The following is a 23,079-nucleotide window of genomic DNA, read 5'->3' as shown; positions in this document are numbered from 1 at the left end:
AGTTCCGCAGTTATTTGGTGCCGCTGGTGATCATGGCCCCCATTCCGCTGACCGTCATTGGCGTGATGCCGGGGCACGCACTGCTGGGCAAACAGTTCACCGCCACCAGCATGATTGGGATGATCGCGCTGGCTGGCATCATCGTGCGCAATTCCATCTTGCTGGTGGATTTCATTCAGCAGGAAACCGCGCGTGGCGTGCCGTTGGTGGAGGCGGTGATCGATGCCTGCGCGGTGCGTGCCAAGCCTATCGTTCTCACGGGTGTAGCGGCGATGCTAGGTGCGTTCTTCATTCTCGACGACCCGATCTTCAACGGGCTGGCGATCTCGCTGATCTTCGGCATTCTGGTCAGCACCGTCCTCACGCTGGTGGTGATCCCGTTGTTGTATTACGTTCTTAAACAGCGCGAACTGCGCACTAATTCCTGATGGAAGGAGCATGCCATGAGTCAGTCATTTCCTGATTTGATCGACGATCTCAACGCTGCTATCGGCAAGTTGCGCGAAGGTGCACCAGAGCCGATGCGTGGGTTCTCGCTGCTTGCGCGTGAAGCGCTCAAGCCCGGCGCGTTGGATGTCAAAACCAAAGAGCTCATTGCGATTGGCATTGCCATCGCCGCGCGTTGCGATGGCTGCGTGGGCTTTCATGCCAAGGCCGCCATCAAGGCCGGGGCGAGCCGCGAAGAAGTGCTGGAAACCTTGTCGATGGCCATTTACATGGGCGCAGGGCCGTCGATGATTTATGCCGCCGAAGCACTGCGCGCCTATGATGAGCTTTCGCCAACACCTGGAGCCAGTACATGAACACGCTGTATCGCATCGCCTGTGGCGCAGCACTGGTCGTACTGGTGAGTAGCTGCGCACACGCGCCGATGACCACCGCCATCGGCACGCAAACCCCGCTGATGCAGCCATTGCCGGGGCTATTTACCGCCGGGCAACCGGCCGCATCCGACTGGGCTTTGATCAAAGCCGACGGCATCCGCACCGTCATCAATTTGCGCACGCCGGGTGAGCTGAAAGACCGCAACGAAGCCGCCGAGGTCAAGGCGGCGGGCTTGCGCTATCTAGAAATCCCGGTGGCCGGTGGCGAAGGGATTAACGATGCCAATGCGCGGCTGTTGCATGTGGCGTTGGCCCCCAGACACGGTGGCGGCGTATTGGTGCATTGCGCCAGTGGTAATCGCGCCGGTGCGCTGTTGGCGCTGGAGCAAAAAGACTTCGATGGTGCGTCTGCGCAATCGGCTCTGGAATTGGGCCGCAAAGCGGGTGTCACCCATATCGAACCCGTATTGAAAAAAGCGCTGGGGATCGGCGAATAACCGCACTTGACGCGGCGATCGCTGCGGGCAGGATTTGCGGCCATAATCGAGCGATGAACACATCCCGCATTCCGCTACTCATCGATACCGACCCCGGCGTGGACGACGCGCTGGCTCTGCTGATGGCCTTCAACGACCCGCAGCATGAAGTGGTGGGCTTGACCATTGCCGCCGGCAATGTGGGTCTTGCGCACACCGTCGCCAACGCGCTGAAATTGTGTGAAGTCTGCGCCGTGGATGTGCCGGTGTTTGCCGGTACCGATGCGCCCTTGGTGTTCCCCGCGCGCGATGCCGCCTATGTGCATGGCCGCGATGGCTTTGGCGATACCGGCTATCCCCCGGCCACGCGCACAGCCGAGGCCGAACACGCGGCGCTGGCCATTTTGCGGCTGTCGCACGAACACGCCGGCAACTTGTTGCTGGTGGCACTGGGCCCGCTGACCAATCTGGCGTTGGCGCTCAAACTCGACCCCAGCCTGCCATCGCGAATTGCGCGCTGCGTGGTGATGGGTGCGGCGGTGTCCGCGCACGGCAACATCACCGCGGCGGCCGAGTTCAATATCGCCTTCGATCCAGAAGCGGCGCATATCGTGTTTTCTGCCTTTCCAAAAATTGAATTGGCCGATTGGGAGGCGGTGCTGGCGCATGGGTTTCGGCATGACGATGCCGAACACTGGCTGGCGGCGGACTCCCCACGGGCGCGCTTTTATGCCGGCATCTCCGCACACACCCGGGCGTGGTCACGGGCCGGGCGCGGCGAACGCTGGCATGCCGCCGACGCGCTGGCGATGGCGCTGGCCTTGCAGCCGGAGGGTGCGCTGGAGCTGCGGGAGCGGCCGTTGGTGGTGGAAACCGCCGGCACCCACGCACGTGGGGCCACGATTGTCGATTGGAACCGGCAAACCGGCGCAGCGGACAATGTGGCGATCCTGATGCGCTATGACCAGGCGCGCTTCGAGGCCATGATCGAGGCCGCATTGGCGGCCCCTGCCAAGGCCTGAATTCACCGCAGTTGCACGTCCCGCCATGACACGTCTATAATGCGCGGCTCACCATCCGTTCCACTTCTTAGAGTTTGCATCATGAAAGCCGGCATCCATCCCGAATACCGCGACGTCGTCTTCCAGGACGTGACCTCGGACTTCAAGATCCTGACCCGTTCGACGCTCTCCAGCAAAGAGACGACCAAATGGGAAGATGGCAATGAATATCCGCTGATCAAAGTGGAAGTCTCGTCGTCCTCGCATCCGTTCTACACCGGTCAAAACAAGATCATGGACACCAGTGGTCGCGTGGATCGGTTCCGTAAGCGCTACCAGAAGTAAGCGTTTCACACCTGCTTCCGCAACGGCCGCCTTTGGGCGGCCGTTTTGTTTGGTGATGTGCTGAATCGGCGAGCGTACGACCTTTGTCCATGCCAGCGTGGAATGGCGTATGCGATAATTCAGGATTCCCCATGCGCCGGCGCATGGCCTTTGGGCCGTGGCCACGCTCCCCACTGGAGGTTCTTGTGTCCAACCTTGATCAGATCACCGTGAATGCAGGTGACAAGTCGATTGCCATGCCGGTGCTGCACCCAACTTTGGGCCAGCCCTGCGTGGACATTGCCAAACTGCCCAAAGAAACCGGCTGCTTCACCTATGACCCGGGATTTGGCGCCACCGCCAGCTGCAAGTCGGCGATTACCTACATTGATGGCGATGCTGGCGTGTTGCTGTATCGCGGCTATCCCATCGAGCAACTGGCTGAGAAATCCACTTTCACCGAAGTGGCCTATCTGCTGATGCACGGCGAACTGCCCAATACCCAGCAACTATCGGGTTTTGAGCACGAGGTGACGCATCACTCGATGATGCACGAAGCGTTCCGCACCTTCCTGTACGGATTCCGCCACGACGCGCACCCGATGGCGATGTTGACCGGCATGCTGGGTTCGCTGGCCAGTTTCTACCACAACGACCTGAATATCGAAGACCCCGAGCAGCGCCGTCTGGCCGCGATCCGCCTAATCGCCAAAATTCCGACGATTGCCGCCGCGTGTCATCGTTATTCGATCGGCTGGCCGATCCGCTATCCGCGCAACAATCTGGAATACACCACCCGCTTCCTGCACATGATGATGGAAGTGCCCAGCGAGCCGCTGGAGCTGAACCCGGTGGCAGCCAAGGCGCTGGATTTGCTGTTCATTCTGCACGCCGATCACGAACAAAACGCATCCACCTCCACCGTGCGTCTGGTCGGCTCCACGGGTGCCAACCCGTATGTCAGCGTTGCCGCAGGCGTTGCCGCGTTGTGGGGCCCGGCGCACGGCGGTGCCAACGAAGCAGTGTTGAAGATGCTGGGTGAAATCGGCCGCCCGGAAAACGTGCAGTCGGCAGTGGACAAGGCCAAAGACAAAGAGTCCGGCTTCCGTTTGATGGGCTTTGGCCATCGTGTCTATAAGAACTTCGACCCGCGCGCCAAGATCATCCGCGAGATGACCTACAAGGTGCTGGGCGAGTTGGGTGTCAACGATCCGTTGCTGGATGTGGCGATGAAGCTGGAAGAAGCGGCGCTGAAGGATGACTACTTCGTGCAGCGCAAGCTTTACCCGAACGTCGATTTCTACAGCGGCATCATTTACAAGGCGCTGGGCATTCCGGTGGAAATGTTCACCGTGATGTTTGCCATTGCCCGCACCGCAGGTTGGGTCAGTCACTGGCTGGAACAGCAAAACGACCCAGAAAACCGCATTGGGCGTCCGCGTCAGATCTATACCGGCGCACCCAAGCGCGACTATCTGGGGATCGCCCAGCGTTAAGCCGCACTCCCAATCATTGACGAAAACCCCGCCATGCGGGGTTTTTCGTTGATGGCATGGGCAACCCTCTGCCGGTGCCTGCGGTGTTAGCGATGCTCGTAATCGGCAATTTCATCCGCCGCCAGCAATGCCCGCAGTTGTGTGGCCGAGGCGCGCCGCATCGGCTTGGCATCGATGCCCGAGAGCGGTGCCTGCCGCAAGCCATCCAAGGGCAAGACGGTGGCATCAAAACGCAGGTCTTCGGCACAAAATAGCCAAGTGGGAACGTCGGCCTCGCGCTCACGGTCCAGCCGCAGGCGGCGGCTGCGCGCTTGCGCGGGGATTCCGTGCTCATCCAGCCAACGTGGCACGGCGTCCGCGTCATCACTGTGCAAATGCAGCGTCACGGGCGCGTGGGCATCGGCGGTACCTTCAAGTACGGGGCCCACCAAACGCGGTTCGAAACACTCGAAGAACAGCAGCGCCCGCAGCGCCGCGGCGCGCCGCAAACGCAGTCCGTCTTGTTGGCGTTCGCCTAGGAATAGGCGCTGATAAGCGCGCAATGCGTCGTCAATTTCACGGTTTCGTGGCAGCGAGGCATCATCCAAGATCCCCAGCCGTTGCGCCGCTTTCTGCTTGGCTTGGTGATAGTCGCGGATGCCGTTCTCGGCCATTAGTCGCGCGGCTTCATGGGCCAGCCGTTGGCGGCGTTCGCGCACCCGTGTTTGTGCATGCTGGTGTGCATGCGGGTGCGCATGTGTGTGCGTGTGGGGAGGGCTGTGTGGGCGGGTGTTCGAGGTGTTCGACATCGCAAAGTCCCCGGCGGCCTGCATCGGACTGTACCCGAGCAGGCCGGACGCCGTCACCTTGTCGCTGTCATCGATGCTGAAATTTAGAAAATGTCGAAGGATTCCTCGGGCGGCTGCGCCTCGCTGTCGGGCGTGGCCAAGGTGTCTTCTTCCATCCGCTGCAAATCTTCGGCCTTCACCCACTCGGTGATCCCGCCTTCCACCCCCGGCAGTAGCCGGCCGCTGGCGCTGACACTGACCTTGACCATGCCATCGGGGGGGTCGGGCAGACGCAAGGGCTGGTCTTTCAGGGCCACTTGCATGTAGTTGATCCAAATCGGCAGCGCGGCTTTCCCGCCGTATTCACGATAGCCCAGAGACTGGAAGTCATCCCGGCCCACCCAAACGGTAGTGACGTAGGGACCGCCGAAACCGGAGAACCATGCATCGCGGTGGTCATTGGTGGAGCCGGTCTTGCCGCCCACGTCGTCGCGGTTCAGCACCCGCGCGGCGGTAGCGGTGCCGCGTTTGACCACATCCCGCATCATTGAGGCCAATTGCCACGCCACGCGCGGGTCGATGGCGCGCGGGGCCATCTGTTGCGGTGGCATCGCAGTGGCGATGTTTGCGGGTTTGGCGCTGGTTTGCGCTGCCGTAGCGGGTGCCGGCTTGGCAGGATTTGCTGTGGGGGCAGGGGCCCCCGAACTCAGATCAAAGCCGTCCACCTTGCCGGTGGGTGCAGGCGTGGCTGCTTGCCCGGCCACGGCGGCTACGGCACAGCTTGGGCAGGCAGTGGCCGGGTTTTCCTTGAAAATTTCTTTGCCGGCACGATCGCGCACGCTATCGATCACCCACGGGGTGGTCAAAAATCCGCCATTGGCGAACACGGTATAGCCGCGCGCTACCGACATTGGAGTCAAAGAGGCGGTGCCCAACGACATCGACAAATTCGGCGGCAGACTGGCTTCATCAAACCCAAAATGACTGATATAGCGGCGTGCGTAATCCACCCCGATGGTGTCCAGCAGGCGCACCGAAACTAGGTTGCGGGACTGCACCAGTGCCTCACGTAGACGCATGGGGCCGGCGAAATTGCCGCCGTCATTTTGTGGCCGCCATTCATGCCCCTTGCGATCTTTGAACACCACCGGCGCGTCCAACACGATGGAAGCGGGGTTGAAGCCGCGCTCCATCGCCGCCGCGTACAGGAACGGTTTGAAGCTGGAACCAGGCTGGCGGCGCGCTTGGGTGGCACGGTTAAATTTGTTGCCGGCAAAGCTATAGCCGCCCACCAAGGCGCGCAGCGCACCGTTGTCGGCGTCTAGCGAGACCAAGGCGACCTGCGCCCGTGGCAGCTGATCTAGCTCCCATTGCGCGGGGGCATCGGGCTTGCCGGTCGCCGCGGGCAGGTGGCGCAGGCGCACCACATCGCCACGCTGCGCCAGTGCGGCGGCCGGCTTGCCGGTCCACGCCAGTGCGCTACCCGACAGTGCCATCGTGCTGCCATCGGCCAGCACCAGCTGCAATTGGCCGCCGTCAGTACCGGTCACCACTGCAGGCAGAAGGCCGCCCTGCACCGGGATCGTATGTAGTAGCTGGCCAATCGCCTTGTCGTCGGCACCCGCTGGGATCTGCACGGTTTTCTCGGGCTTGCGCCAGCCGTGGCGGCGGTCATACACCCGTAAGCCATCCACCACCGCGCGATCGGCGGCCGCTTGCAGGACTGGGTCGATGGTGGTGGTGACGTGGTAGCCCTTGTTGAGGACGTCGCCGCCATAGCGTTCCACCATTTGCTGGCGCACCATTTCGGCCACGTACGGGGCGTATACCTCGATCTGACGCTCATGCGGCGCAGCGTGCATGGGTACCTGGCGTGCGGCATCGACTTCGACACGGCTGGCAAAGCCGAGCTCTGCCATGCGCGGCAGAATGTAATTGTCACGCCGGATTCGGGCGCGATCGGGGTTGCTGATCGGGTTGCCACTGGACGGGAACTTGGGGATGCCGGCAAGCGTGGCGGCTTCATCCAGGTTCAGCTGATCCAGGGTTTTGCCGTAGTAGTACTCGGCGGCAGCGGCCACCCCATACGCGCGATTGCCGAAGAAGCTTTTGTTCAGGTACAACTCAAAAATTTCGTCCTTGCTCAGCTCGCGCTCCATCTTCATGGCGAGGAGCATTTCCGCAAATTTGCGCTTGAAGCTGTATTCGGAGCTCAAAAAGAACTGTTTGGCCACTTGTTGGGTGATGGTGGAGCCGCCGGCCACGCGCTCTTGCCCGCCGGTCTTGGCAAGCAGCCACACCGCCCGCGCAATCCCCGTGAAATCGACGCCATTGTGCTCGTAGAAATTGGCATCTTCGGCCGCCAGAAATGCTTGCTTCACGCGCGCTGGCACCTTCGTGATATCGACCGGATAGCGCCGCATTTCGCCAAATAAACCAATCAAACGACCATCGCGGGCATACACATACATCGGCTCTTGCAGCTCGATGTGACGCAGGCTTTGCACATCGGGCAAACGTGCGTTGATGGCGTACACCATTGCGCCCAAAACCAGCGCACCGATCAGGAAAAATGCGACGGAGAGCAGCAAAAACCAGCGCAGAAAACGAAAAAAACGAGGCATTGATGCAAATTCCGATTGCAGCATTCGTGGTCGCGGAGTATATGATGTCGCGCCGGCAATCACCGGCCCACGGGGGTGGCCGGTTCAGATCAGCGCATGCGTTGATCGAACCGAGCGGGACGGAAAATGGGGTTTTCGGCGGGTAGGCTTTGAAGTTTGGCTTGCCATGCGGTAAAAAGTCCGTTATTCATGTACTACAGCACCTAGTGCGCGTAAGCGACTGTGGGAAGGGGAGAAGCCGTGGGCTTGGGGACAAAAACACAACCGCCGTTGATTGGCGTGGATATCAGCTCGACTGCGGTCAAGCTGTTGCAGCTTGCACGAACGGGCGACCGTTACCGTGTCGAGCACTATGCGGTCGAGCCGCTGCCGCCGAATGCGGTGCTTGAAAAGAACCTGGTCGAGGTCGAGGCCGTGGGCGAGGCGATCCGCCGCGCTGTCGCGCGTTCCGGCTCGCGGGTCAAGCATGCGGCTGCGGCGGTGTCTGGCTCGTCGGTAATCACCAAGGTGATTACCATGCCGGCGGCACTCGACGAAGACGAAATGGAGTCTCAGATTGAGCTCGAGGCGGTCAACTACATTCCGTATCCCGTCGAGGAAGTGAATCTGGACTTCGAGGTAATCGGTGCAGTACCGGGCAATTCCGAGTCGGTGCAGGTGCTGTTGGCGGCCTCGCGCTCGGAGAACGTCGAGGTGCGCGCCTCGGCACTCGAACTGGGTGGCTTGACTGCCAAGGTGATTGATGTCGAGGCCTTCGCCATCGAAAACGCGTTTGCGCTGATGGCGTCCACCCTCAACGTTCCGCGGGATGGCTTGGTAGCCTTGGTGGATGTCGGTGCAACCATGACCACGCTGAATGTCTTGCGCGGTGGCCGCAGCATCTACACCCGCGAGAACGTGTTTGGCGGCAAGCAGCTGACCGATGAGGTCATGCGCCGCTACAGTTTGAGCTACGAAGAGGCTGGCTTGGCCAAGCGCCAAGGCGGCTTGCCGGAAAGCTACGAGATCGAAGTGCTGGAGCCCTTCAAAGAGGCAATGGTGCAGCAGGTTAGCCGGCTTTTGCAGTTCTTCTATGCGGGTAGCGAATTCAATCGGGTGGATCAGATCGTGCTGGCCGGTGGCTGCGCGTCGATCCCGGGGATCGCGGCAATGGTAGAAGAACAGCTTGGGGTTCCGAGCGTGATGGCCAATCCGCTGGCGCAAATGACCTTGGGGCCGCGCGTGCAAGCGCATGCGCTGGCTCAGGACGCGCCCGCTCTCATGATCGCCTGCGGGCTCGCACTCAGGAGCTTCGACTGATGGCACGGATCAATCTCCTTCCGTGGCGTGAAGAACGCCGCAAAGCACGGCAGAAGGAATTTGTCGGGATGTTGGGGCTGGCCGTATTGGCTGGCATCCTGCTCTCCATCCTGATCTATAGCTTCTATACCGGCCGCATTTCCAGTCAAAACGCGCGCAATGATTACTTGCGCGGCGAGATCACCAAGGTCGATGGTGAAATCAAGGAAATCGAAGCACTTGACCAAAAGAAGGCCAAGTTGCTGGCGCGCAAGGAAGTCATTGAGCAATTGCAGGCCAATCGCTCGCAGATGGTGCATCTGTTTGACTCCTTGGTACGCACCATTCCCGATGGGGTTGCGCTGACTGCGATCAAGCAGGAAGGCGACATCCTGACCTTGAGTGGCCGCTCCCAGTCCAATGCGCGGGTCTCCACCTATATGCGCAATCTGGAAAGCTCTGGTTGGATGTCCAAGCCTGACCTCAATATCATCGAGGCCAAGGAAGGTAACCCGGGGTTGCCGTATGAGTTCACCCTGAAGGTCAAGCTGTCCGATCCCAGCAAGACCGATCCCAGCAAGACCAAGGGTGCAGAGGGTGCATCTACTACGCCAGCAGCGGCTACCCCAGCGGCACCAGCGGCACCGGCTGCAGCACCGGCCCCTGCGGCACCGGCCCCTGCAGCACCAACACCTGCCAATAAGCCGGCCGCGCCCGCTGCTGCACCAGCCGCAGGAGGGAGCAAGTCGTGAGCACGACCAAAAAGAAAATCAATTTAAACGATCTGCAACTCAACAATATCGGTGGTTGGCCACGTGAAGCCCAACTGGTTTTTTGTGGCTTGGTCGCGCTGCTGATCGTGGTGCTGGCTTGGTTTGTGATGGTGAAAGGCAAGCAGGACGAATTGAAGTCACTCGAGGCGCAAGAGTCCGACTTGAAGACCGAGTTCGAAACCAAGCAAGGCAAAGCCGCCAACCTGGAGCCCCTCAAGCAGCAATTGGTGCAGATGGAACAACAGTTGCAGCAAATGCTACGACAGTTGCCCAGCAAGACCGAAATGCCGGACTTGATCGTGGATATCTCACAGACGGCATTGGCAACTGGCATCCAGAATGACCTGTTCCAGCCAGGTCCTGAGACGAAGCAAGAGTTCTACGCCGAAAAGCCCATCATGCTGCGCATGGTGGGGACCTACCACCAGTTCGGTGCCTTCGTGAGTGGGGTGGCGTCGTTGCCGCGTGTGGTCATCATGACCATGCATGACATCTCGCTACAGCCTAAAAATGCCAAGACCAACCCCAATGCACGCATTGGTGCCAATACACCCTTGGAGTTGGCCGGTACGGTGAAGACCTATCGCTACTTGGATGAAGATGAATCGGCGGAATCCGAGGCAGCTGCCAAGGATGCGCCGGCTGATAACAAGAAAGGGGGCAAGTGAGCATGCGCATGTCATTGTCCAATCGCCTGCCTTGGCTGCTGCTTTTGCTGCTCTGTGCCGCACTGACCGCTTGCGGCGGTGGTCGCGGCGAGCTGGAAAAGTGGGTTGCCGAAGTCAAGGCCAAGCCTGCACCGCCACTGCAACCCTTGCCGGTGATGCAGCAGTTCGAAACATTTGAATACACCGCCCAAAACCTGCGTGACCCCTTCGACCAAAGCTTCAGTGGCGAAGGTGGCAACGGGCCGCGTCCGGATCCGGGTCGTCGCAAGCAAACGCTGGAAATGTTTGCTTTAGATGGTCTGAAGATGGTCGGTACCTTGGGTTCCGGCAAGGGCTTGGTGGCACTGGTGATGGCACCCGACAAGGTGACTTACCGCGTGCAACCTGGCACTTATATGGGGCAAAGCGACGGTCGTGTGACCGCCGTGTACGAAGACCGGATTGAGCTGGTCGAACTAGTTCCGGATGGCGCGGGCGGCTGGCTTGAACGCCCCGCCAAGATGGCGCTCGAAGACAATTGATTGGGGAATAAACCGATGACCGTCACCAACGCCACGCACACGCTGCCGATCCGGCGCTCTCTGCCACTCGGAGTTCTTGCCGCCGGGATTCTGGTCGGCCTGACCGCCGCCGGCGCAAGCGCAACGCAAGCGTCCACCACCGCCATTGCCGTAGGCATGGGCCAATCTGCCACGGGTGCCTTGGCCGATCCTGCCAAGCGCACGCCGGATGCCGTTTCTGTTTCCGCGATTGATTTCAAACGCGGTGATGGCGGTTCCGGCAAATTGATCCTGAAATTTTCAGGCAATGGGGCAGCCCCAGACCTGCGCAATAATGGCTCGAACGTTGTTATCGACGTTGGCAATGCGCAGCTGCCTGCGGCCTTGCAACGACCGATGAACGTCACCGATTTTGCCACCCCGGTGCAGCGTATCGAAGCGCATGCCACCAGCTCGGGGACGCAGCTGGTACTGGGCACGCAGGGCAATTTCGAGTCAATGGCCTATCAAAGCGGCAATGAGTACATTGTCGAAATCGTGCCGCGTGCGGCAGCGGCCAGCGTTTCCAACGCAACGGGTAAAACACCGGCGATGGGCGCAGTCAAGGCCAATGCCGCCAGCAGCGATGCCAGCGCACGTTATAGCGGTAAAGCCGTTACCTTCAACTTCCAGGACGTGCCGGTACGCACTGTTCTGCAGTTGATCGCGGAAGAGTCCGGTCTCAATATCGTTGCGGCCGACAATGTGCAGGGCAATGTCACTCTGCGCCTGATCAATGTGCCGTGGGATCAGGCACTGGATTTGGTGCTGCAAGCCAAGTCGCTCGACAAGCGTCGCAATGGCAACGTGGTGTGGGTGGCCCCGCAGAAGGAAATCGCCGATTTCGAACAGGCCAAGGAAGATGCACGCATCAACTTGGAAGAACGTTCGGAAAAAGTGACCGAATACATCCCGATCAACTACGCCAATGCCGAAGACATTGCCAAGCTGCTAACCGAAGAGAGCAAGGGCAACCAAGGCGGTGGTGGCGGTGGTGGCGGTACACAGGGTGGTCAAAATGGCCAAGACCGTGGCTTCTTATCGGGTCGCGGTAGTTTGAGCTTCGACAAGCGCACCAATACCTTGCTGGTGGTGGATATTCCCAAGCGCGTTGACAGCATCAAGAAGCTGGTGCAACAACTCGACAAGCCGGTGGATCAGGTGGTGATCGAGGCCCGTATCGTGATTGCTAATGAAAACGTGGCACGCGAACTGGGTGCGCGATTTGGTATCAGTGGCAATCGTGATAATGCCTATTTCAGTGGAAATTTGGAAACAAACACCACGAATAATCAATCAATTGTCAGTACCGATCTGGCAAATCGCAATGAAATTGCACGTGTCAATGCTGCAAATAGCAAGATATTGAACCAGTATCAGTCGGATACAAAGGCGTACCAGAATAATTTGGCAGCATGGCAGGCAAAGGGTGATCCCACTACGGCAGCACCAACCCCACCGACACAGCCTACGCTGGAGACTGCCAAGTTCCTGACCAACACCATTACCCGTGGCTTGATGACCAATTTGCCGGCTGCGCTTAGTGGGACAAGCCCGGGCTCATTGGCCTTGTCTATTCTCAATGCCGGGTATTTATTGGACGTCGAGCTGTCCGCAATTCAGACTCAAGGCCGTGGTGAAGTCATTTCCAACCCGCGTATCGTGACCAGCAACCAGAAGGAAGCGGTGATCCGCCAAGGCAAGGAAATTGGCTACCTCACGGTCTCGGGTGGTCAGGGCGGCAATGTGCCCACCGTGCAGTTCAAAGAAGCCCTGTTGGAATTGAAGGTCACCCCCACCATCACCAATGATGGTCGTGTGTTCTTGAATATGGGTGTGAAGAAAGATGAGCTGGACGGGATGGTGAGTTTGGGCGCCTTTGGCTCGGTGCCGCAGATCGCCAAGCGCGAGGTCAACACCGCAGTGTTGGTGGATGACGGCCAAACGGTGGTGATTGGTGGTGTGTATGAATTCAGCGACACCACCCAATTGTCCAAGGTGCCCTTCCTTGGGGACATCCCACTGCTGGGCAATCTGTTCCGTAACAAGAATCGCAGCAAGAGCAAGGCCGAGCTGCTGATTTTTGTGACGCCCAAAGTGATGCGCGTCAGCCAGCGCTGATTGCCGCAAGTGATGCAAGGTGCAACGGGAGCCGCAAGGCTCCCGTTGTCGTTTGCGCAGGTGTGATGAGATGCCGGTGGGCGGTGTTGACGGTTTGGCAGGCACCGCGGCGAACCTTTCCGCCTTGGCGCGGTCGTATTGGCTGCAACCTTTCGGAGCTTCGATGGACACCCCCGTTTCCAGTACCAGCCGCCTGCATGGCGTATTCCAACATCTGCGCGAAGAGCTGACCGCTGAAATCGTGGGGCAAGCGGCCCTGATCGAACGTCTGCTGATCGCCTTGTTGGCCGATGGCCACCTGCTGGTGGAAGGCGCGCCGGGGTTGGCTAAAACCTCGGCCATTCGCGCGCTGGCATCCCGGCTGGATGCGGATTTTGCGCGGGTGCAATTCACACCTGACCTGTTGCCGGCCGATCTGACCGGCACTGAGGTGTGGCGGCCGCAGGAGGGGCAATTCCAGTTTCAGTCGGGGCCGATTTTTCATTCCATTTTATTGGCCGATGAGATCAACCGTGCACCGGCCAAGGTGCAGTCGGCCCTGCTGGAAGCGATGGGCGAGCGGCAGGTCACGGTGGGGCGGCAGACCTATCCACTGCCACCCTTGTTCATGGTGATGGCCACGCAAAACCCGATTGAGCAAGAAGGCACGTTTCCGCTGCCCGAAGCGCAGTTGGATCGCTTTTTGATGTATGTGCGGATTGGCTACCCGCAAGCCGATGCCGAAGCCGAAATCCTGCGGTTGGCGCGCGCGCGTGCACGTGATGCACTGCAAGTGCAGTCGCATTCTGGCTTGCGCATTAGCCAGGCGGATGTATTTGCGGCGCGTCAGGCGGTGCTGGATTTGCACATGGCCCCGGCGCTGGAGCGCTATCTGATCGAGCTGGTACTGGCCTCGCGTGACCCCGCCCGCTACGACCCGGCATTGGCGCGGCGCATCGCTTGGGGTGCCAGCCCGCGCGGCTCGATCGCGCTGGAGCGTTGTGCGCGTGCGCGTGCATGGCTGGGTGGCCGCGAGTTTGTCACCCCGGAAGACGTGCGTGCGGTGGCCGTGGATGTGTTGCGGCACCGTGTGCTGCCCAGCTTTGAAGCCACCGCCGAAGGTTGGGATGGCGAACAACTGGTGGGCGAATTATTGCGGCGGGTGCCGCTGCCTTGAGTTGGCATCACCATGGATAACGGCGTGGTTCCCGCACTTGCCGAGCTGATTGCCCTGCGCGCGCAGGTGTTGGGCCGACGCGCGGCGCGGCGCGGTAGTCATGGTGTTCACGGGCATGCGTTGTCCAATCAGCGCGGGCGCGGCATGGAGTACGCCGAGTCGCGTGAATACGCGCTGGGCGATGATGCCCGCCATATCGACTGGCGGCTGACCGCGCGCAGCGGCAAGGCGCACACCAAGCTGTTTCAGGCCGAACGCGAACGCCTGAGTCTGATCGTTGCCGATACCGCGCCCGCGTTGTATTTCGGCACCCGTACTCGCTTTAAATCCGTGCAAGCCGCACGTGCCGGCGCATTGGCGGCATGGCTGGCGGTGCGCGATGGTGACCGCATCGCGGCCTTGCGCGGCGCGGTGAAAGAACCACCGATCGCTCCGGCGTCTGGCCAGGGCGGTGCGTTGCGGGTGCTCGACGCGCTGGTGCGCTGGTACACGCAAGCGCCCGCCGAGGATGCCGGGCTTGCGAATGCGTTGCAGCACGCGCAACGCTTGCTGCGCCCGGGTTCGCGGCTGTTGGTACTGGCCGACCCTGTCAGTTTGCCGGCAGTGCCTGCGGCCCTGTGGCCCGCTTTGGCGCAGCACCATGAGCTGGTGGTGCTGCTGCTGACCGACCCGCTGGAGCGCAGGCCACCAGAGGCTCGGCTGCCATTTCAGCTCGCGCAGGCGGGGCGGATCGAACTGGCATTGGACACCGCCGGCGTACGCCAACGCTGGCGCGCGGCATTTGAAACCCCCATCGAAACCGCATTGGCACAGTTGCAGCGGCAGGGTGCGCGAGTGATGGCCTTGTCCACCGACGATCCCAGCGATGCGTGGCTGCCGTTATTGGCGCGCACCCCGGCAAGGAGGGCACGATGACGCCGCCACTGCCGCAAAATTCATTGCCGCTCAAAGACATGCACGTAGGCGTAGCGCCGTCGTGGTGGCCGCCGGCCATGGGTTGGTGGCTGCTGCTGGCGGGGGTGCTGCTCTTGATCGTGTTGGCAGCGTGGCTTTGGCAGCGGCGGCGCAGGCAGCAAGAACGCATGCATGCACTAACGCATTATTTCGATAATGCAGTCACACAAGCGGCCACGCCAGCTGCGCAAGTGGCGGCGATATCAGAGCTGTTGCGGCGGGCGGCACGACGCATCGACCCGATGGCGGACCGGTTGGACGGCGATGCGTGGCTGCAATTTCTTGATGCAGGGCTCGCCCAGCCGGTGTTTATGCACGGCCCCGGCGCGTTGCTGCGCGATGGTGCGTTTCGGCCCACTGTCGATGCGCATGCCGTGGCCGCCCTGCGCGAACACGCGCGACGCCGCTACCTGCAATGGATGCAGGGCGCATGAGTGAGTTGTTGCATTGGTTGGCGGTGGATCGCTTTGCTTGGCCGTGGTGGCTGCTGGCGGGGGTGTTGCCTTGGCTGGTGCGCTGGCTGCCGCCCAGTAATGACCACCAACAGCCGGCATTGCGGGTGCCGTGGGCAGCGCGAGTGCAGCAGGTCGCAGCCGGCAGTGCTGGGCCGGCACATGCGCGCAAATTTCCATGGCTGGCGTGGGTGGCGTGGTGTTTGCTTTGTATTGCGACGGCACGCCCGCAGCAATTAGGGCCACCAGTTGCACCGCCGCAAGCCGGGCGCGATGTGATGCTGGCCGTGGACTTGTCCGGCAGCATGGGGGAGCAGGACATGACACTGGGCGGGCAGGCAGTGGATCGGCTGACCGCCATCAAAGCGGTGTTGGCCGATTTTTTGGAGCGCCGTGAGGGCGACCGCATCGGCCTGATCGTGTTTGGTGACCGCGCATTTGCGCTGACCCCGCTGACCACCGACCACGCCAGCGTGCGCCAACAATTGCAAGCCAGTGTGGTGGGTCTGGCCGGGCGCGGCACCGCCATCGGCGATGCAATTGCGCTGGCCACCAAGCGTTTGCAACAACAAGCCAATCCACAAAAAGTGCTGATTTTATTGACCGATGGGGTCAATACCGCCGGCACGTTGGAGCCGCAAAAAGCGGCACAAATCGCCAAGGATGCCGGTGTGCGCATTCACACCATCGCATTTGGCGGCGATGGTAATGCGCTGTCGATGTTTGGCTTTCGCTTGCCGATGGGTGGCGGTGATGATGATGTCGATGAGGCAGGTCTTGCGCGCATCGCCAGCCTGACCGGCGGCAAATTTTTCCGTGCCCGCGATACCACGCAGTTGGCCGGCATCTATGCCGAAATCGACAAGCTAGAGCCCGTGCAACGGCAGGGCCAAGCGGTGCGGCCGATGATTGAACAGTATCCGTGGCCACTGGCCGCCGCCCTCACCTTGGGCCTGTGCGCGCTGCTATTACGCAGGTATCGCGCATGAGCACGTGGCTGAGCGACGTTGCGCAACTGCACTTTCTGCGCCCGTGGTGGCTGCTGGCGCTGCTGCTGGTGCCGGCGTTGTGGTGGTGGCAGCGCAAGCGCGTGCGGCAATCAAGTGCCTGGCGCGATGTGGTGGATGCGCACCTGCTTCCGCATTTGCTGGAACCCACCGGTGCAACATCGCGACGCGCATGGGCGGGCATGTTGGGGTTGTGCGGCTTGGTGTTTTCGGTGCTGGCACTGGCCGGCCCCAGTCTGCGCAAGGACATCCGCCCATTGTGGCAAGCGCGCGCGCCACTGGTGCTGGCGCTGGATCTTTCCAGCGCAACCCGCGCGCGCGATCTGCCGCCCGACCGGCTGGTGCAGGCACGGGTCAAACTGGCCCGTTTGCTGCGCGCGCGTGCCGGCGGGCAGGTGGCCTTGGTGGCGTTTGCCGAGGATGCCTACACAGTGGCACCGCTGACGACGGATGCCGCCAACGTGGCCTTGTTTTTGGATGCACTTTCACCAGAGGTCATGCCGATGGATGGGCATCGGCCAGACCGTGCCATCGCATGGTCGCAACGCTTGCTGCGGCAGGCGGGGTTCGAGCATGGCGCTATCGTGCTGCTCACCGATCACGCCGACGCCCAAGACATGGCGGCCGCCCAGCAGGCACGCGCGGCAGGGTATCGCATTTCGGTGATCGGGCTGGGCAGCGAACATGGCGGCGTGTTCGATACCGGCAACGGTTTGCAACAGGCGCGTTTGGATGCCACTTCGCTGCGCAAGCTGGCCAGCAGTGGGGGGGGGCGTTACGCCACGATGACCACCGATGATGCCGATGTGCGGGCGCTGGGGGTGCTGGATCCAGCCACGGAGGACACCGCCGCAGCGCCGGGCGAAACCCTATCCAGTTGGCGCGATGATGGGGTTTGGTTGCTACCACTGGTGCTGCTGTTTTGCCTGCCGTTGTTCCGCCGTAGTGGTGCGTTGGTGGTGGTGTTGCTATGCGGGTTGTGGCTGCCCTTGTTGCCGCTGTCGGTTCAAGCGCAAACGCAAACACGCGGGCAACCATCCGGGCAACCACCAGAGCCTGCGGCCGCAGCACCGATAGGGACGTGGTGGCAGCGCGCCGACCAAGCCGCGTATGCGCGCATGCAAGCGGGTATCGCGGCTTATCGCCAGCAGCACTACGCCGGTGCGATTGCGCAACTATCCGCGCTGCACGATGCCGACGGGCAATACAATCTGGGCAATGCATTGGCCCGCGCAGGCCGCTACGACGAGGCCATCGCCGCCTACGACCGCGCCTTGCAGCAACAGCCCAAGATGGCCGATGCGCAGTTCAATCGGCGCGTGGTCGAGCAAGCCCGGCGCAAGCAGCAGCAACCCCCGCAGCAATCGCAATCGCAATCGAAGCATCAGCCGCAACAGCAATCGCAACCGCAACCGCAACCGCAACCGCAACCGCAAGAACAGGGCAAGCCATCGCAAAAAACAGCACCGCAACCATCGCAGCAACAGCCCTCGCAACAGCCAGCACAAGGTCAGCCGCAACCGCCGCCTGCGCAGTCGCCACAAGCACAACAAAAAGCCGACGCCGCCCAACGGCAGCGCATGCAGCAGGCCCTGCGGCAACTACCGGCGCAAGCGGGCAAGCCGCAGCCAGCGGCAGCATCGCCGCGCCCAGAAACCCCCCAGCAGCGTGAGCAGCGGCTTGCCAATCAAGCATGGTTGCAGCGCGTGCCCGATGACCCCGGAGCCCTGCTGCGTGCACGCTTTCAGTTAGAGGCGCAACGCCGACGCGGGGATGGGCCGTGAAGCGGCGGTGGGCGGTCGTCTGGTTGCTGCTTGCGATGCTGGCAACGCCCGCATTCGCGCAGACGCGTGCATGGCTGGATCGCACGCAGATTCACGCGGGTGAAACCGTCGTGCTCACCATCGAAACCGACCAAGCCATCCAACAGATCGACGACGCGCCGCTACAAGGTCAATTTGAAATTGGTGGGCACAACATGCGGCAACGTATTGCGTTGCGCGATGGGCGCATGCAGCGCAACAGCGTGTTCGCCATCGGGCTGCGCCCACGCGGATTGGGCACGCTAACGGTGCCGGCGCTGCGGGTGGGGTCGGCACTTACCGCGCCGTTGTCATTACAGGTGATGCCGGCGCAGGTGCAACCGGCCACTGCCACCAGCGATGTGTTTGTCGAAACCGTGGTGGATGCCACCCAGCCGTATGTGCAGCAAGCCGTCGGCGTGACCGTGCGCTTGCATTACGCGGTGCCGCTGCTTTCAGGGCAGCTGGATCTGGACGCGCCCGCCAATGCCAGCGTGCAGCGGGTGGGCGAGGATGCCACCTACCCGCGCGACATCGGTGGCCGGCATTTCAATGTGGTCGAGCGGCGCTATCTGCTGATCCCCGAACGCAGCGGCAGTTTGGTGCTGCCGGGTGCGCGGCTCAATGGCGTGGCTGCGGGCGGCACCATCGACCAAGGCATGGATGGCGACCGCCGGCCGCTATCGGCAGCGGCACCGGCGCAACGCTTGCAGGTGCAGCCGATTCCGGCCAACGCGCCGCTGCCGTGGTTGCCGTTGCACGCGCTGACCTTGCGCTATCTGGAACAACCCAAGTCCGCCGTCAGCGGACAGGCCGTGAATGTGGTGATCGAGCTGCTGGCCGACGGTGCCACCGCTGCACAGGTGCCGGCAATCACTTTGGACGCGCCCGCCGCTGTGCAAGTGTTCGCCGAGCCGCCGCAGGTGGAGGAGCAATTCGTCGAAGGCCGCCCACGCACATGGGTGCGGCGCAAATTTGCACTGCTGCCCGCGCAAGCTGGCGACGTGGTGATTGCTGGCCCACACATCGCATGGTGGGATGCCGTGCAAGGGCGGGCACGCAGCGCAAGTTTGCCGCCACTGGCGCTGCACGTGGCCGCCGCCGCTGGCTCACCGGGCAACGCGAAGCCGACAGCAACACGTCCGGTGCTGCGGTCCCATGCGCCCGCCACCCCGGCCCCAGCAACACCTGCACGCGATGGCGTTCGAGGGTGGTGGTTCTTGGCCCTGGTGCCGGTCTTGCTGATCGGCGTGTGGCGCTGGCGTGCCGCGCGGCATCCGCAACCACCATCTACCAGTACCCCGGCTGCGCCACAATTGCCGCAGGCCTTGCAACAAGCTGATTTGGCGATGATCGCGCAGGCCTTGTGCCACGCGGCCGGCCAGCCAGACGGGGATTTGGATGCCGTCCTTGCGCACTTGGCCAGCGCCGCCCAGCGTGACGCCGTGCGCCAGTTGCAGGCCGCGCGCTGGGGCGGCAAGGAGACTGCGGCCACGCTGGCCGCACTGCGCCAAGCATTTGCAGCGGGCCCGCAGTGGCAGCCGACGCAGCAACGGGCGCAATCCCTACTGCCTGCGCTATATCCGGAATGAAGTTCAGAATGCGCCGTGGTGTTTGCTAAGCTGGCGCACTGATTTGGCCCGCGAGTAGCGCATGCATTCCATCGAGTCTTCGCCATCCACGCCTGCCAAGGGCATGCCGCTGCATTACAAAGTGCTGATCGGCTTCGTGTTGGGTACCGCGCTGGGCCTTGCCGGGCATGCGTATGCACTCGATGCGGCGTGGATTCACAGTGTCATTGACTATGCCAGCAAACCGTTCGGGCAAATCTTCCTCAATTTGCTGTTCATGCTGGTGGTGCCGCTGATTTTTTCGGCACTGGTGCTGGGCGTGGCCGAGCTAGGCGATATCGCCGCATTGGGCCGGCTGGGCTGGAAGACCTTGACCTATACCGCTGTCGTTACTGCGGCGGCGGTGGGCATCGGCCTGCTGTGCGTCAATGTATTGCAGCCCGGCTTGCACATGGACCCGGCCTTGGTACAAAAAACCATGAGCAGTAATGTGCTCAAGGCCGGCGAAATTGTCAGCAAGGGCAACGAGCTGCGCTTGATGGATCTGTTGGTCAATATCGTGCCGCACAACATTGTGGGTGCGATGGGCGATGACAAGCAAAAACTCGGCATCGTCTTTTTTGCGTTGATGATTGGCATTGGCTTGGTGATGAAGCCCACCGCCGGTACCAACGCGTTCAAAAATGCCATGCAGGGCTTGTTCGAGATCTGCATGCACCTGATCGGCATGTTCATCAAGCTGGCCCCGTATGCGGTGGCCTGCTTCATGTTCAACCTGACCTTCCAGTTGGGCTTTGATGTCATCCAAAGCCTGATCTGGTTTGTTGTCACCGTGCTGCTGGCGCTGGCCATCCACGGCTTTGTGGTGATCCCGCTGTGGGTCAAGCTGATGGGCGGCATGTCGGCACGGGTGTTTTTTCGTGAAACCCAAGAGGCCACGCTGACCGCGTTTGCCACCGCCTCATCCACCGCGACCTTGCCGGTGACCTTGCGGGTGGCCGAAGACAATTTGAAGCTGCCGCGCAAAGTCAGCCGCTTTGTGCTGACCGTGGGCGCGTCTGCCAACCACCACGGCACCGCCTTGTTTGAAGGCATCACCGTGCTGTTTTTGGCGCAGGTCTATGGCCTGCATCTGCCACTGACCCAGCAGCTGATGGTGCTGGTGTTGTGCATCCTCGGCGGCATCGGTACCGCCGGTATTCCATCGGGTTCGCTGCCGGTGATCGCGATGATCTGCGGCATCATCGGCATTGACCCTGCCGGTATCGGCATCATCATCGGCGTCAATACCTTCCTCGACATGTGCCGCACCTCCCTCAACGTCACCGGTGATTTGGCCACCGCCGTAGTGGTGGCGCATCGCAGCGGCGAAAAAGATTTGGATGCGACGGCGCTGGAGAAACTGGACGACATTGTGCGCTGAGTTCCGTGGTCGTTCAGAGCGCCAGCGGTGCGGCGATGCTTGGGAATGCCTTGAGCAATTTGCCGTCCATCGTGACCAGCGTCGTGCCCAGTGCTGCCGCCAGCGCAACAAACTCGCAGTCATATGCTGAGCAATCGCTGTCGCGCACAAGTTCCAACACGTGCTGTGAGTCGGGCAGGTGTTCGGTTGCGTCAAGGAGCGACTCGGCTTCGCGTTGAATAGCCAGCGCCTGCACAACATCCAGCATGCCGCGGCGGATACAACCGGCCAAAATATTGCGAAATTCACTGCGCCAGAGCAGGGGGGCGTGCCAATCGGGGTCACTTTCTAACAGCCGCTCCGCCGCCGCAGTGAATTCCCCGGGCAGGTACAAGTAGGCCAGCACATTGGTGTCCACCACGATCACGCACGGCCCTCGCGTTTCATGGCATCAAGACTGCGCACGTCCAACGGGCGTGCTTGCACGCCCGCCCGCAAGACCCGCGCCCGCGCCAAACGCGCAGTCGCTGGAAGCGTGCTGGGGGTTAGCACCGCCTCCAAGCACACAATCGCCTCGCTATTCAGGCTGCGCCGATGCAGTGCTGCTGCGACCTTGAGCTGCGCATAGACCGCATCGGGGATGTTTTTCAACGTCAAGGTGGTGGGCATGAGCGTGCCTTCGATCGAGTGCAACCAAAATACAACCATTATGGTTGCGTTGCGAGCCGTAAGGTGTGAAGCGGGGAGCGTGGTAGCGGTTTGCATGCACACAGCCTGCCGCCTTCCACGCGGTGGCGGCATCGGTGTTTGCCGCGTTTGCGCGTGGGGGTTGCCGCCCTTGTCGATTTCTGGGCCCGGCACGGTGACTGAGCGCACGGCAGCATCCGCACATCCAGACATGGGACAATAGTCATTCCCTCCGCTTTGCCTTTTTGCCATGACTGCGCCCAGCCGCCGCGAACTTGCCAACGCCATCCGTTTCCTTGCTATCGACGCCGTGCAGGCGGCCAATTCCGGGCATCCGGGCATGCCGATGGGTATGGCCGATATCGCCGAAGTGCTGTGGAATGATTATCTGAAGTGCAACCCGGGCAACCCGCATTGGGCCGACCGCGACCGTTTTGTGCTGTCCAATGGCCACGGCTCGATGTTGCAATACGCGCTGCTGCACCTGACCGGGTATGACGTCTCCATCGACGATCTGAAGGCGTTCCGCCAATTGGGCAGCAAGACCGCCGGGCACCCGGAAAACCACGTCTGCCCAGGGGTGGAAACCACCACTGGCCCGTTGGGGCAGGGCATTGCCAATGCCGTGGGCTTCGCCTTGGGTGAAAAATTATTGGCCCAGCATTTCAATCGCGATGGCCACACCCTTGTCGATCACCGCACCTGGGCGTTCCTGGGCGATGGCTGCCTGATGGAAGGCATCAGCCACGAAGCGGCGTCGCTGGCCGGCACCTGGGGGCTGCACAAGCTGATCGCATTCTGGGATGACAACAAAATCAGTATTGATGGTGTCACCGATGGTTGGTTCACCGACGATACGCCCAAGCGGTTTGAAGCCTATGGCTGGAACGTGATCCGCGGCGTGGACGGGCACGATGCGCATGAAATCAAAACCGCAATCGAGACCGCGCTGAAATCCACCGACAAGCCCACCCTGATTTGCTGCCGCACCACCATTGGTTTTGGTTCGCCCGCCAAAGCGGGCAAGGAATCCAGCCACGGCGCGCCGCTGGGCAAGGATGAAGTGGCCGCCACCCGCGCCGCCTTGGGTTGGAAGTACGGCGAATTTGAAATCCCGCAAGCCATCTATGCAGGCTGGCGCAGTGCGGGCCGCGCCG

Annotated in this window: 23 protein-coding genes; 19 read left to right on the top strand and 4 right to left on the bottom strand. The window is 61.5% G+C overall.

Annotated elements, in window-relative coordinates:
- From PK789_RS07790 to PK789_RS07765, 6 genes are all read left to right on the top strand, one after another.
- On the top strand, positions 1-428 hold a 428-nt coding region (locus tag PK789_RS07790; protein ID WP_324308206.1), incomplete at its 5' end, for an efflux RND transporter permease subunit.
- A 15-nt stretch (positions 429-443) separates the two neighbouring features.
- Positions 444-803 carry a carboxymuconolactone decarboxylase family protein gene (locus tag PK789_RS07785; protein WP_324308205.1) on the top strand — a complete coding sequence of 120 codons (360 nt, stop codon included), beginning with the start codon at positions 444-446 and terminating at the stop codon, positions 801-803.
- A complete protein-coding gene (locus PK789_RS07780) occupies positions 800-1,321 on the top strand; it encodes a protein tyrosine phosphatase family protein (RefSeq protein WP_324308204.1) in 522 nt (173 codons plus the stop codon). Before PK789_RS07785 ends, PK789_RS07780 begins: the two co-directional genes overlap by 4 nt.
- A 53-nt stretch (positions 1,322-1,374) precedes the next feature.
- Positions 1,375-2,322 carry a nucleoside hydrolase gene (locus PK789_RS07775; protein ID WP_324308203.1) on the top strand — a complete coding sequence of 316 codons (948 nt, stop codon included), beginning with the start codon at positions 1,375-1,377 and terminating at the stop codon, positions 2,320-2,322.
- A gap of 81 nt (positions 2,323-2,403) precedes the next feature.
- A complete protein-coding gene (locus PK789_RS07770; RefSeq protein WP_324308202.1) occupies positions 2,404-2,646 on the top strand; it encodes a type B 50S ribosomal protein L31 in 243 nt (80 codons plus the stop codon).
- Between the two features lie 185 nt (positions 2,647-2,831).
- The gene (locus PK789_RS07765; RefSeq protein ID WP_324308201.1) at positions 2,832-4,121 is read left to right on the top strand and encodes a citrate synthase; all 1,290 of its coding nucleotides are present in this window, start codon (positions 2,832-2,834) and stop codon (positions 4,119-4,121) included.
- Positions 4,122-4,207: 86 nt separating this feature from the next.
- Here PK789_RS07765 and PK789_RS07760 read toward each other — a convergent pair whose 3' ends face one another.
- Positions 4,208-4,909 (bottom strand): C-type lectin-like domain-containing protein, encoded by a 702-nt coding sequence (locus tag PK789_RS07760; RefSeq protein WP_324308200.1) that lies wholly within the window; start codon positions 4,907-4,909, stop codon positions 4,208-4,210.
- 83 nt (positions 4,910-4,992) lie between these two features.
- Complete coding sequence (locus tag PK789_RS07755) at positions 4,993-7,512, bottom strand: penicillin-binding protein 1A (RefSeq protein ID WP_324308199.1); 2,520 nt, start codon at positions 7,510-7,512, stop codon at positions 4,993-4,995.
- Between the two features lie 240 nt (positions 7,513-7,752).
- Here PK789_RS07755 and PK789_RS07750 point away from each other — a divergent pair, with 240 nt between their 5' ends.
- The 12 genes from PK789_RS07750 (at position 7,753) to PK789_RS07695 (ending at position 21,256) form a co-directional block, all read left to right on the top strand.
- Positions 7,753-8,811: a pilus assembly protein PilM gene (locus PK789_RS07750; RefSeq protein ID WP_324308198.1), complete on the top strand. Its 1,059-nt coding sequence runs from the start codon at positions 7,753-7,755 to the stop codon at positions 8,809-8,811.
- Complete coding sequence (locus PK789_RS07745) at positions 8,811-9,542, top strand: PilN domain-containing protein (RefSeq protein WP_324308197.1); 732 nt, start codon at positions 8,811-8,813, stop codon at positions 9,540-9,542. The genes PK789_RS07750 and PK789_RS07745 overlap by 1 nt, the downstream gene beginning before the upstream one ends.
- Positions 9,539-10,231 (top strand): type IV pilus inner membrane component PilO, encoded by a 693-nt coding sequence (locus tag PK789_RS07740; protein ID WP_324308196.1) that lies wholly within the window; start codon positions 9,539-9,541, stop codon positions 10,229-10,231. Before PK789_RS07745 ends, PK789_RS07740 begins: the two co-directional genes overlap by 4 nt.
- A gap of 8 nt (positions 10,232-10,239) precedes the next feature.
- Positions 10,240-10,752, top strand: coding sequence for a pilus assembly protein PilP (locus tag PK789_RS07735; protein WP_503011925.1), 513 nt, complete (start codon positions 10,240-10,242; stop codon positions 10,750-10,752).
- Positions 10,753-10,767: 15 nt separating this feature from the next.
- Positions 10,768-12,891 (top strand): type IV pilus secretin PilQ, encoded by a 2,124-nt coding sequence (locus PK789_RS07730; RefSeq protein ID WP_324308195.1) that lies wholly within the window; start codon positions 10,768-10,770, stop codon positions 12,889-12,891.
- A gap of 163 nt (positions 12,892-13,054) precedes the next feature.
- Positions 13,055-14,047 carry an AAA family ATPase gene (locus PK789_RS07725; RefSeq protein ID WP_288967957.1) on the top strand — a complete coding sequence of 331 codons (993 nt, stop codon included), beginning with the start codon at positions 13,055-13,057 and terminating at the stop codon, positions 14,045-14,047.
- Positions 14,048-14,059: 12 nt separating this feature from the next.
- Positions 14,060-14,962: a DUF58 domain-containing protein gene (locus tag PK789_RS07720; RefSeq protein WP_324308194.1), complete on the top strand. Its 903-nt coding sequence runs from the start codon at positions 14,060-14,062 to the stop codon at positions 14,960-14,962.
- Positions 14,959-15,435 (top strand): DUF4381 domain-containing protein, encoded by a 477-nt coding sequence (locus tag PK789_RS07715; protein ID WP_503011924.1) that lies wholly within the window; start codon positions 14,959-14,961, stop codon positions 15,433-15,435. Before PK789_RS07720 ends, PK789_RS07715 begins: the two co-directional genes overlap by 4 nt.
- 8 nt (positions 15,436-15,443) lie before the next feature.
- Entirely contained in the window at positions 15,444-16,442 is a 999-nt protein-coding gene (locus tag PK789_RS07710) for a vWA domain-containing protein (RefSeq protein WP_503011927.1), read from the top strand.
- Positions 16,439-18,244, top strand: coding sequence for a VWA domain-containing protein (locus PK789_RS07705; protein WP_324308192.1), 1,806 nt, complete (start codon positions 16,439-16,441; stop codon positions 18,242-18,244). Before PK789_RS07710 ends, PK789_RS07705 begins: the two co-directional genes overlap by 4 nt.
- A gap of 35 nt (positions 18,245-18,279) precedes the next feature.
- Positions 18,280-19,854, top strand: a complete 1,575-nt coding sequence (locus PK789_RS07700; RefSeq protein ID WP_324308191.1) for a BatD family protein — start codon at positions 18,280-18,282, stop codon at positions 19,852-19,854.
- A gap of 70 nt (positions 19,855-19,924) precedes the next feature.
- Complete coding sequence (locus PK789_RS07695) at positions 19,925-21,256, top strand: dicarboxylate/amino acid:cation symporter (RefSeq protein ID WP_503011926.1); 1,332 nt, start codon at positions 19,925-19,927, stop codon at positions 21,254-21,256.
- Positions 21,257-21,269: 13 nt separating this feature from the next.
- On the opposite strand, the gene PK789_RS07690 is transcribed toward PK789_RS07695, so the two are convergent.
- Positions 21,270-21,662 (bottom strand): type II toxin-antitoxin system VapC family toxin, encoded by a 393-nt coding sequence (locus tag PK789_RS07690; RefSeq protein ID WP_324308189.1) that lies wholly within the window; start codon positions 21,660-21,662, stop codon positions 21,270-21,272.
- Positions 21,659-21,904: a FitA-like ribbon-helix-helix domain-containing protein gene (locus PK789_RS07685; protein WP_324308188.1), complete on the bottom strand. Its 246-nt coding sequence runs from the start codon at positions 21,902-21,904 to the stop codon at positions 21,659-21,661. The genes PK789_RS07690 and PK789_RS07685 overlap by 4 nt, the downstream gene beginning before the upstream one ends.
- A gap of 268 nt (positions 21,905-22,172) precedes the next feature.
- Here PK789_RS07685 and PK789_RS07680 point away from each other — a divergent pair.
- The coding region (locus tag PK789_RS07680; RefSeq protein WP_503011923.1) for a thiamine pyrophosphate-binding protein at positions 22,173-23,079 on the top strand (907 nt) is incomplete at its 3' end.

Origin of the sequence: Thermomonas sp. (assembly GCF_035369645.1) — a bacterium.
Classification (GTDB): Bacteria; Pseudomonadota; Gammaproteobacteria; order Xanthomonadales; family Xanthomonadaceae; genus Thermomonas.
The sequence above is the reverse complement of the archived record's forward strand: the minus strand, read 5'-3'. Positions and strand labels throughout refer to the sequence as shown.

Bases quoted from the DNA above. Each gene is read 5' to 3' on its own strand.
- PK789_RS07775 (WP_324308203.1), top strand. From the start codon at position 1,375: ATGAACACATCCCGCATTCCGCTACTCATCGATACCGACCCCGGCGTG.
- PK789_RS07685 (WP_324308188.1), bottom strand. From the start codon at position 21,904: ATGCCCACCACCTTGACGTTGAAAAACATCCCCGATGCGGTCTATGCG.
- PK789_RS07725 (WP_288967957.1), top strand. From the start codon at position 13,055: ATGGACACCCCCGTTTCCAGTACCAGCCGCCTGCATGGCGTATTCCAA.
- PK789_RS07785 (WP_324308205.1), top strand. From the start codon at position 444: ATGAGTCAGTCATTTCCTGATTTGATCGACGATCTCAACGCTGCTATC.
- PK789_RS07735 (WP_503011925.1), top strand. From the start codon at position 10,240: ATGTCATTGTCCAATCGCCTGCCTTGGCTGCTGCTTTTGCTGCTCTGT.
- PK789_RS07715 (WP_503011924.1), top strand. From the start codon at position 14,959: ATGACGCCGCCACTGCCGCAAAATTCATTGCCGCTCAAAGACATGCAC.
- PK789_RS07730 (WP_324308195.1), top strand. From the start codon at position 10,768: ATGACCGTCACCAACGCCACGCACACGCTGCCGATCCGGCGCTCTCTG.
- PK789_RS07705 (WP_324308192.1), top strand. From the start codon at position 16,439: ATGAGCACGTGGCTGAGCGACGTTGCGCAACTGCACTTTCTGCGCCCG.
- PK789_RS07760 (WP_324308200.1), bottom strand. From the start codon at position 4,909: ATGTCGAACACCTCGAACACCCGCCCACACAGCCCTCCCCACACGCAC.
- PK789_RS07745 (WP_324308197.1), top strand. From the start codon at position 8,811: ATGGCACGGATCAATCTCCTTCCGTGGCGTGAAGAACGCCGCAAAGCA.
- PK789_RS07700 (WP_324308191.1), top strand. From the start codon at position 18,280: ATGCTGGCAACGCCCGCATTCGCGCAGACGCGTGCATGGCTGGATCGC.
- PK789_RS07770 (WP_324308202.1), top strand. From the start codon at position 2,404: ATGAAAGCCGGCATCCATCCCGAATACCGCGACGTCGTCTTCCAGGAC.
- PK789_RS07755 (WP_324308199.1), bottom strand. From the start codon at position 7,512: ATGCCTCGTTTTTTTCGTTTTCTGCGCTGGTTTTTGCTGCTCTCCGTC.
- PK789_RS07780 (WP_324308204.1), top strand. From the start codon at position 800: ATGAACACGCTGTATCGCATCGCCTGTGGCGCAGCACTGGTCGTACTG.
- PK789_RS07720 (WP_324308194.1), top strand. From the start codon at position 14,060: ATGGATAACGGCGTGGTTCCCGCACTTGCCGAGCTGATTGCCCTGCGC.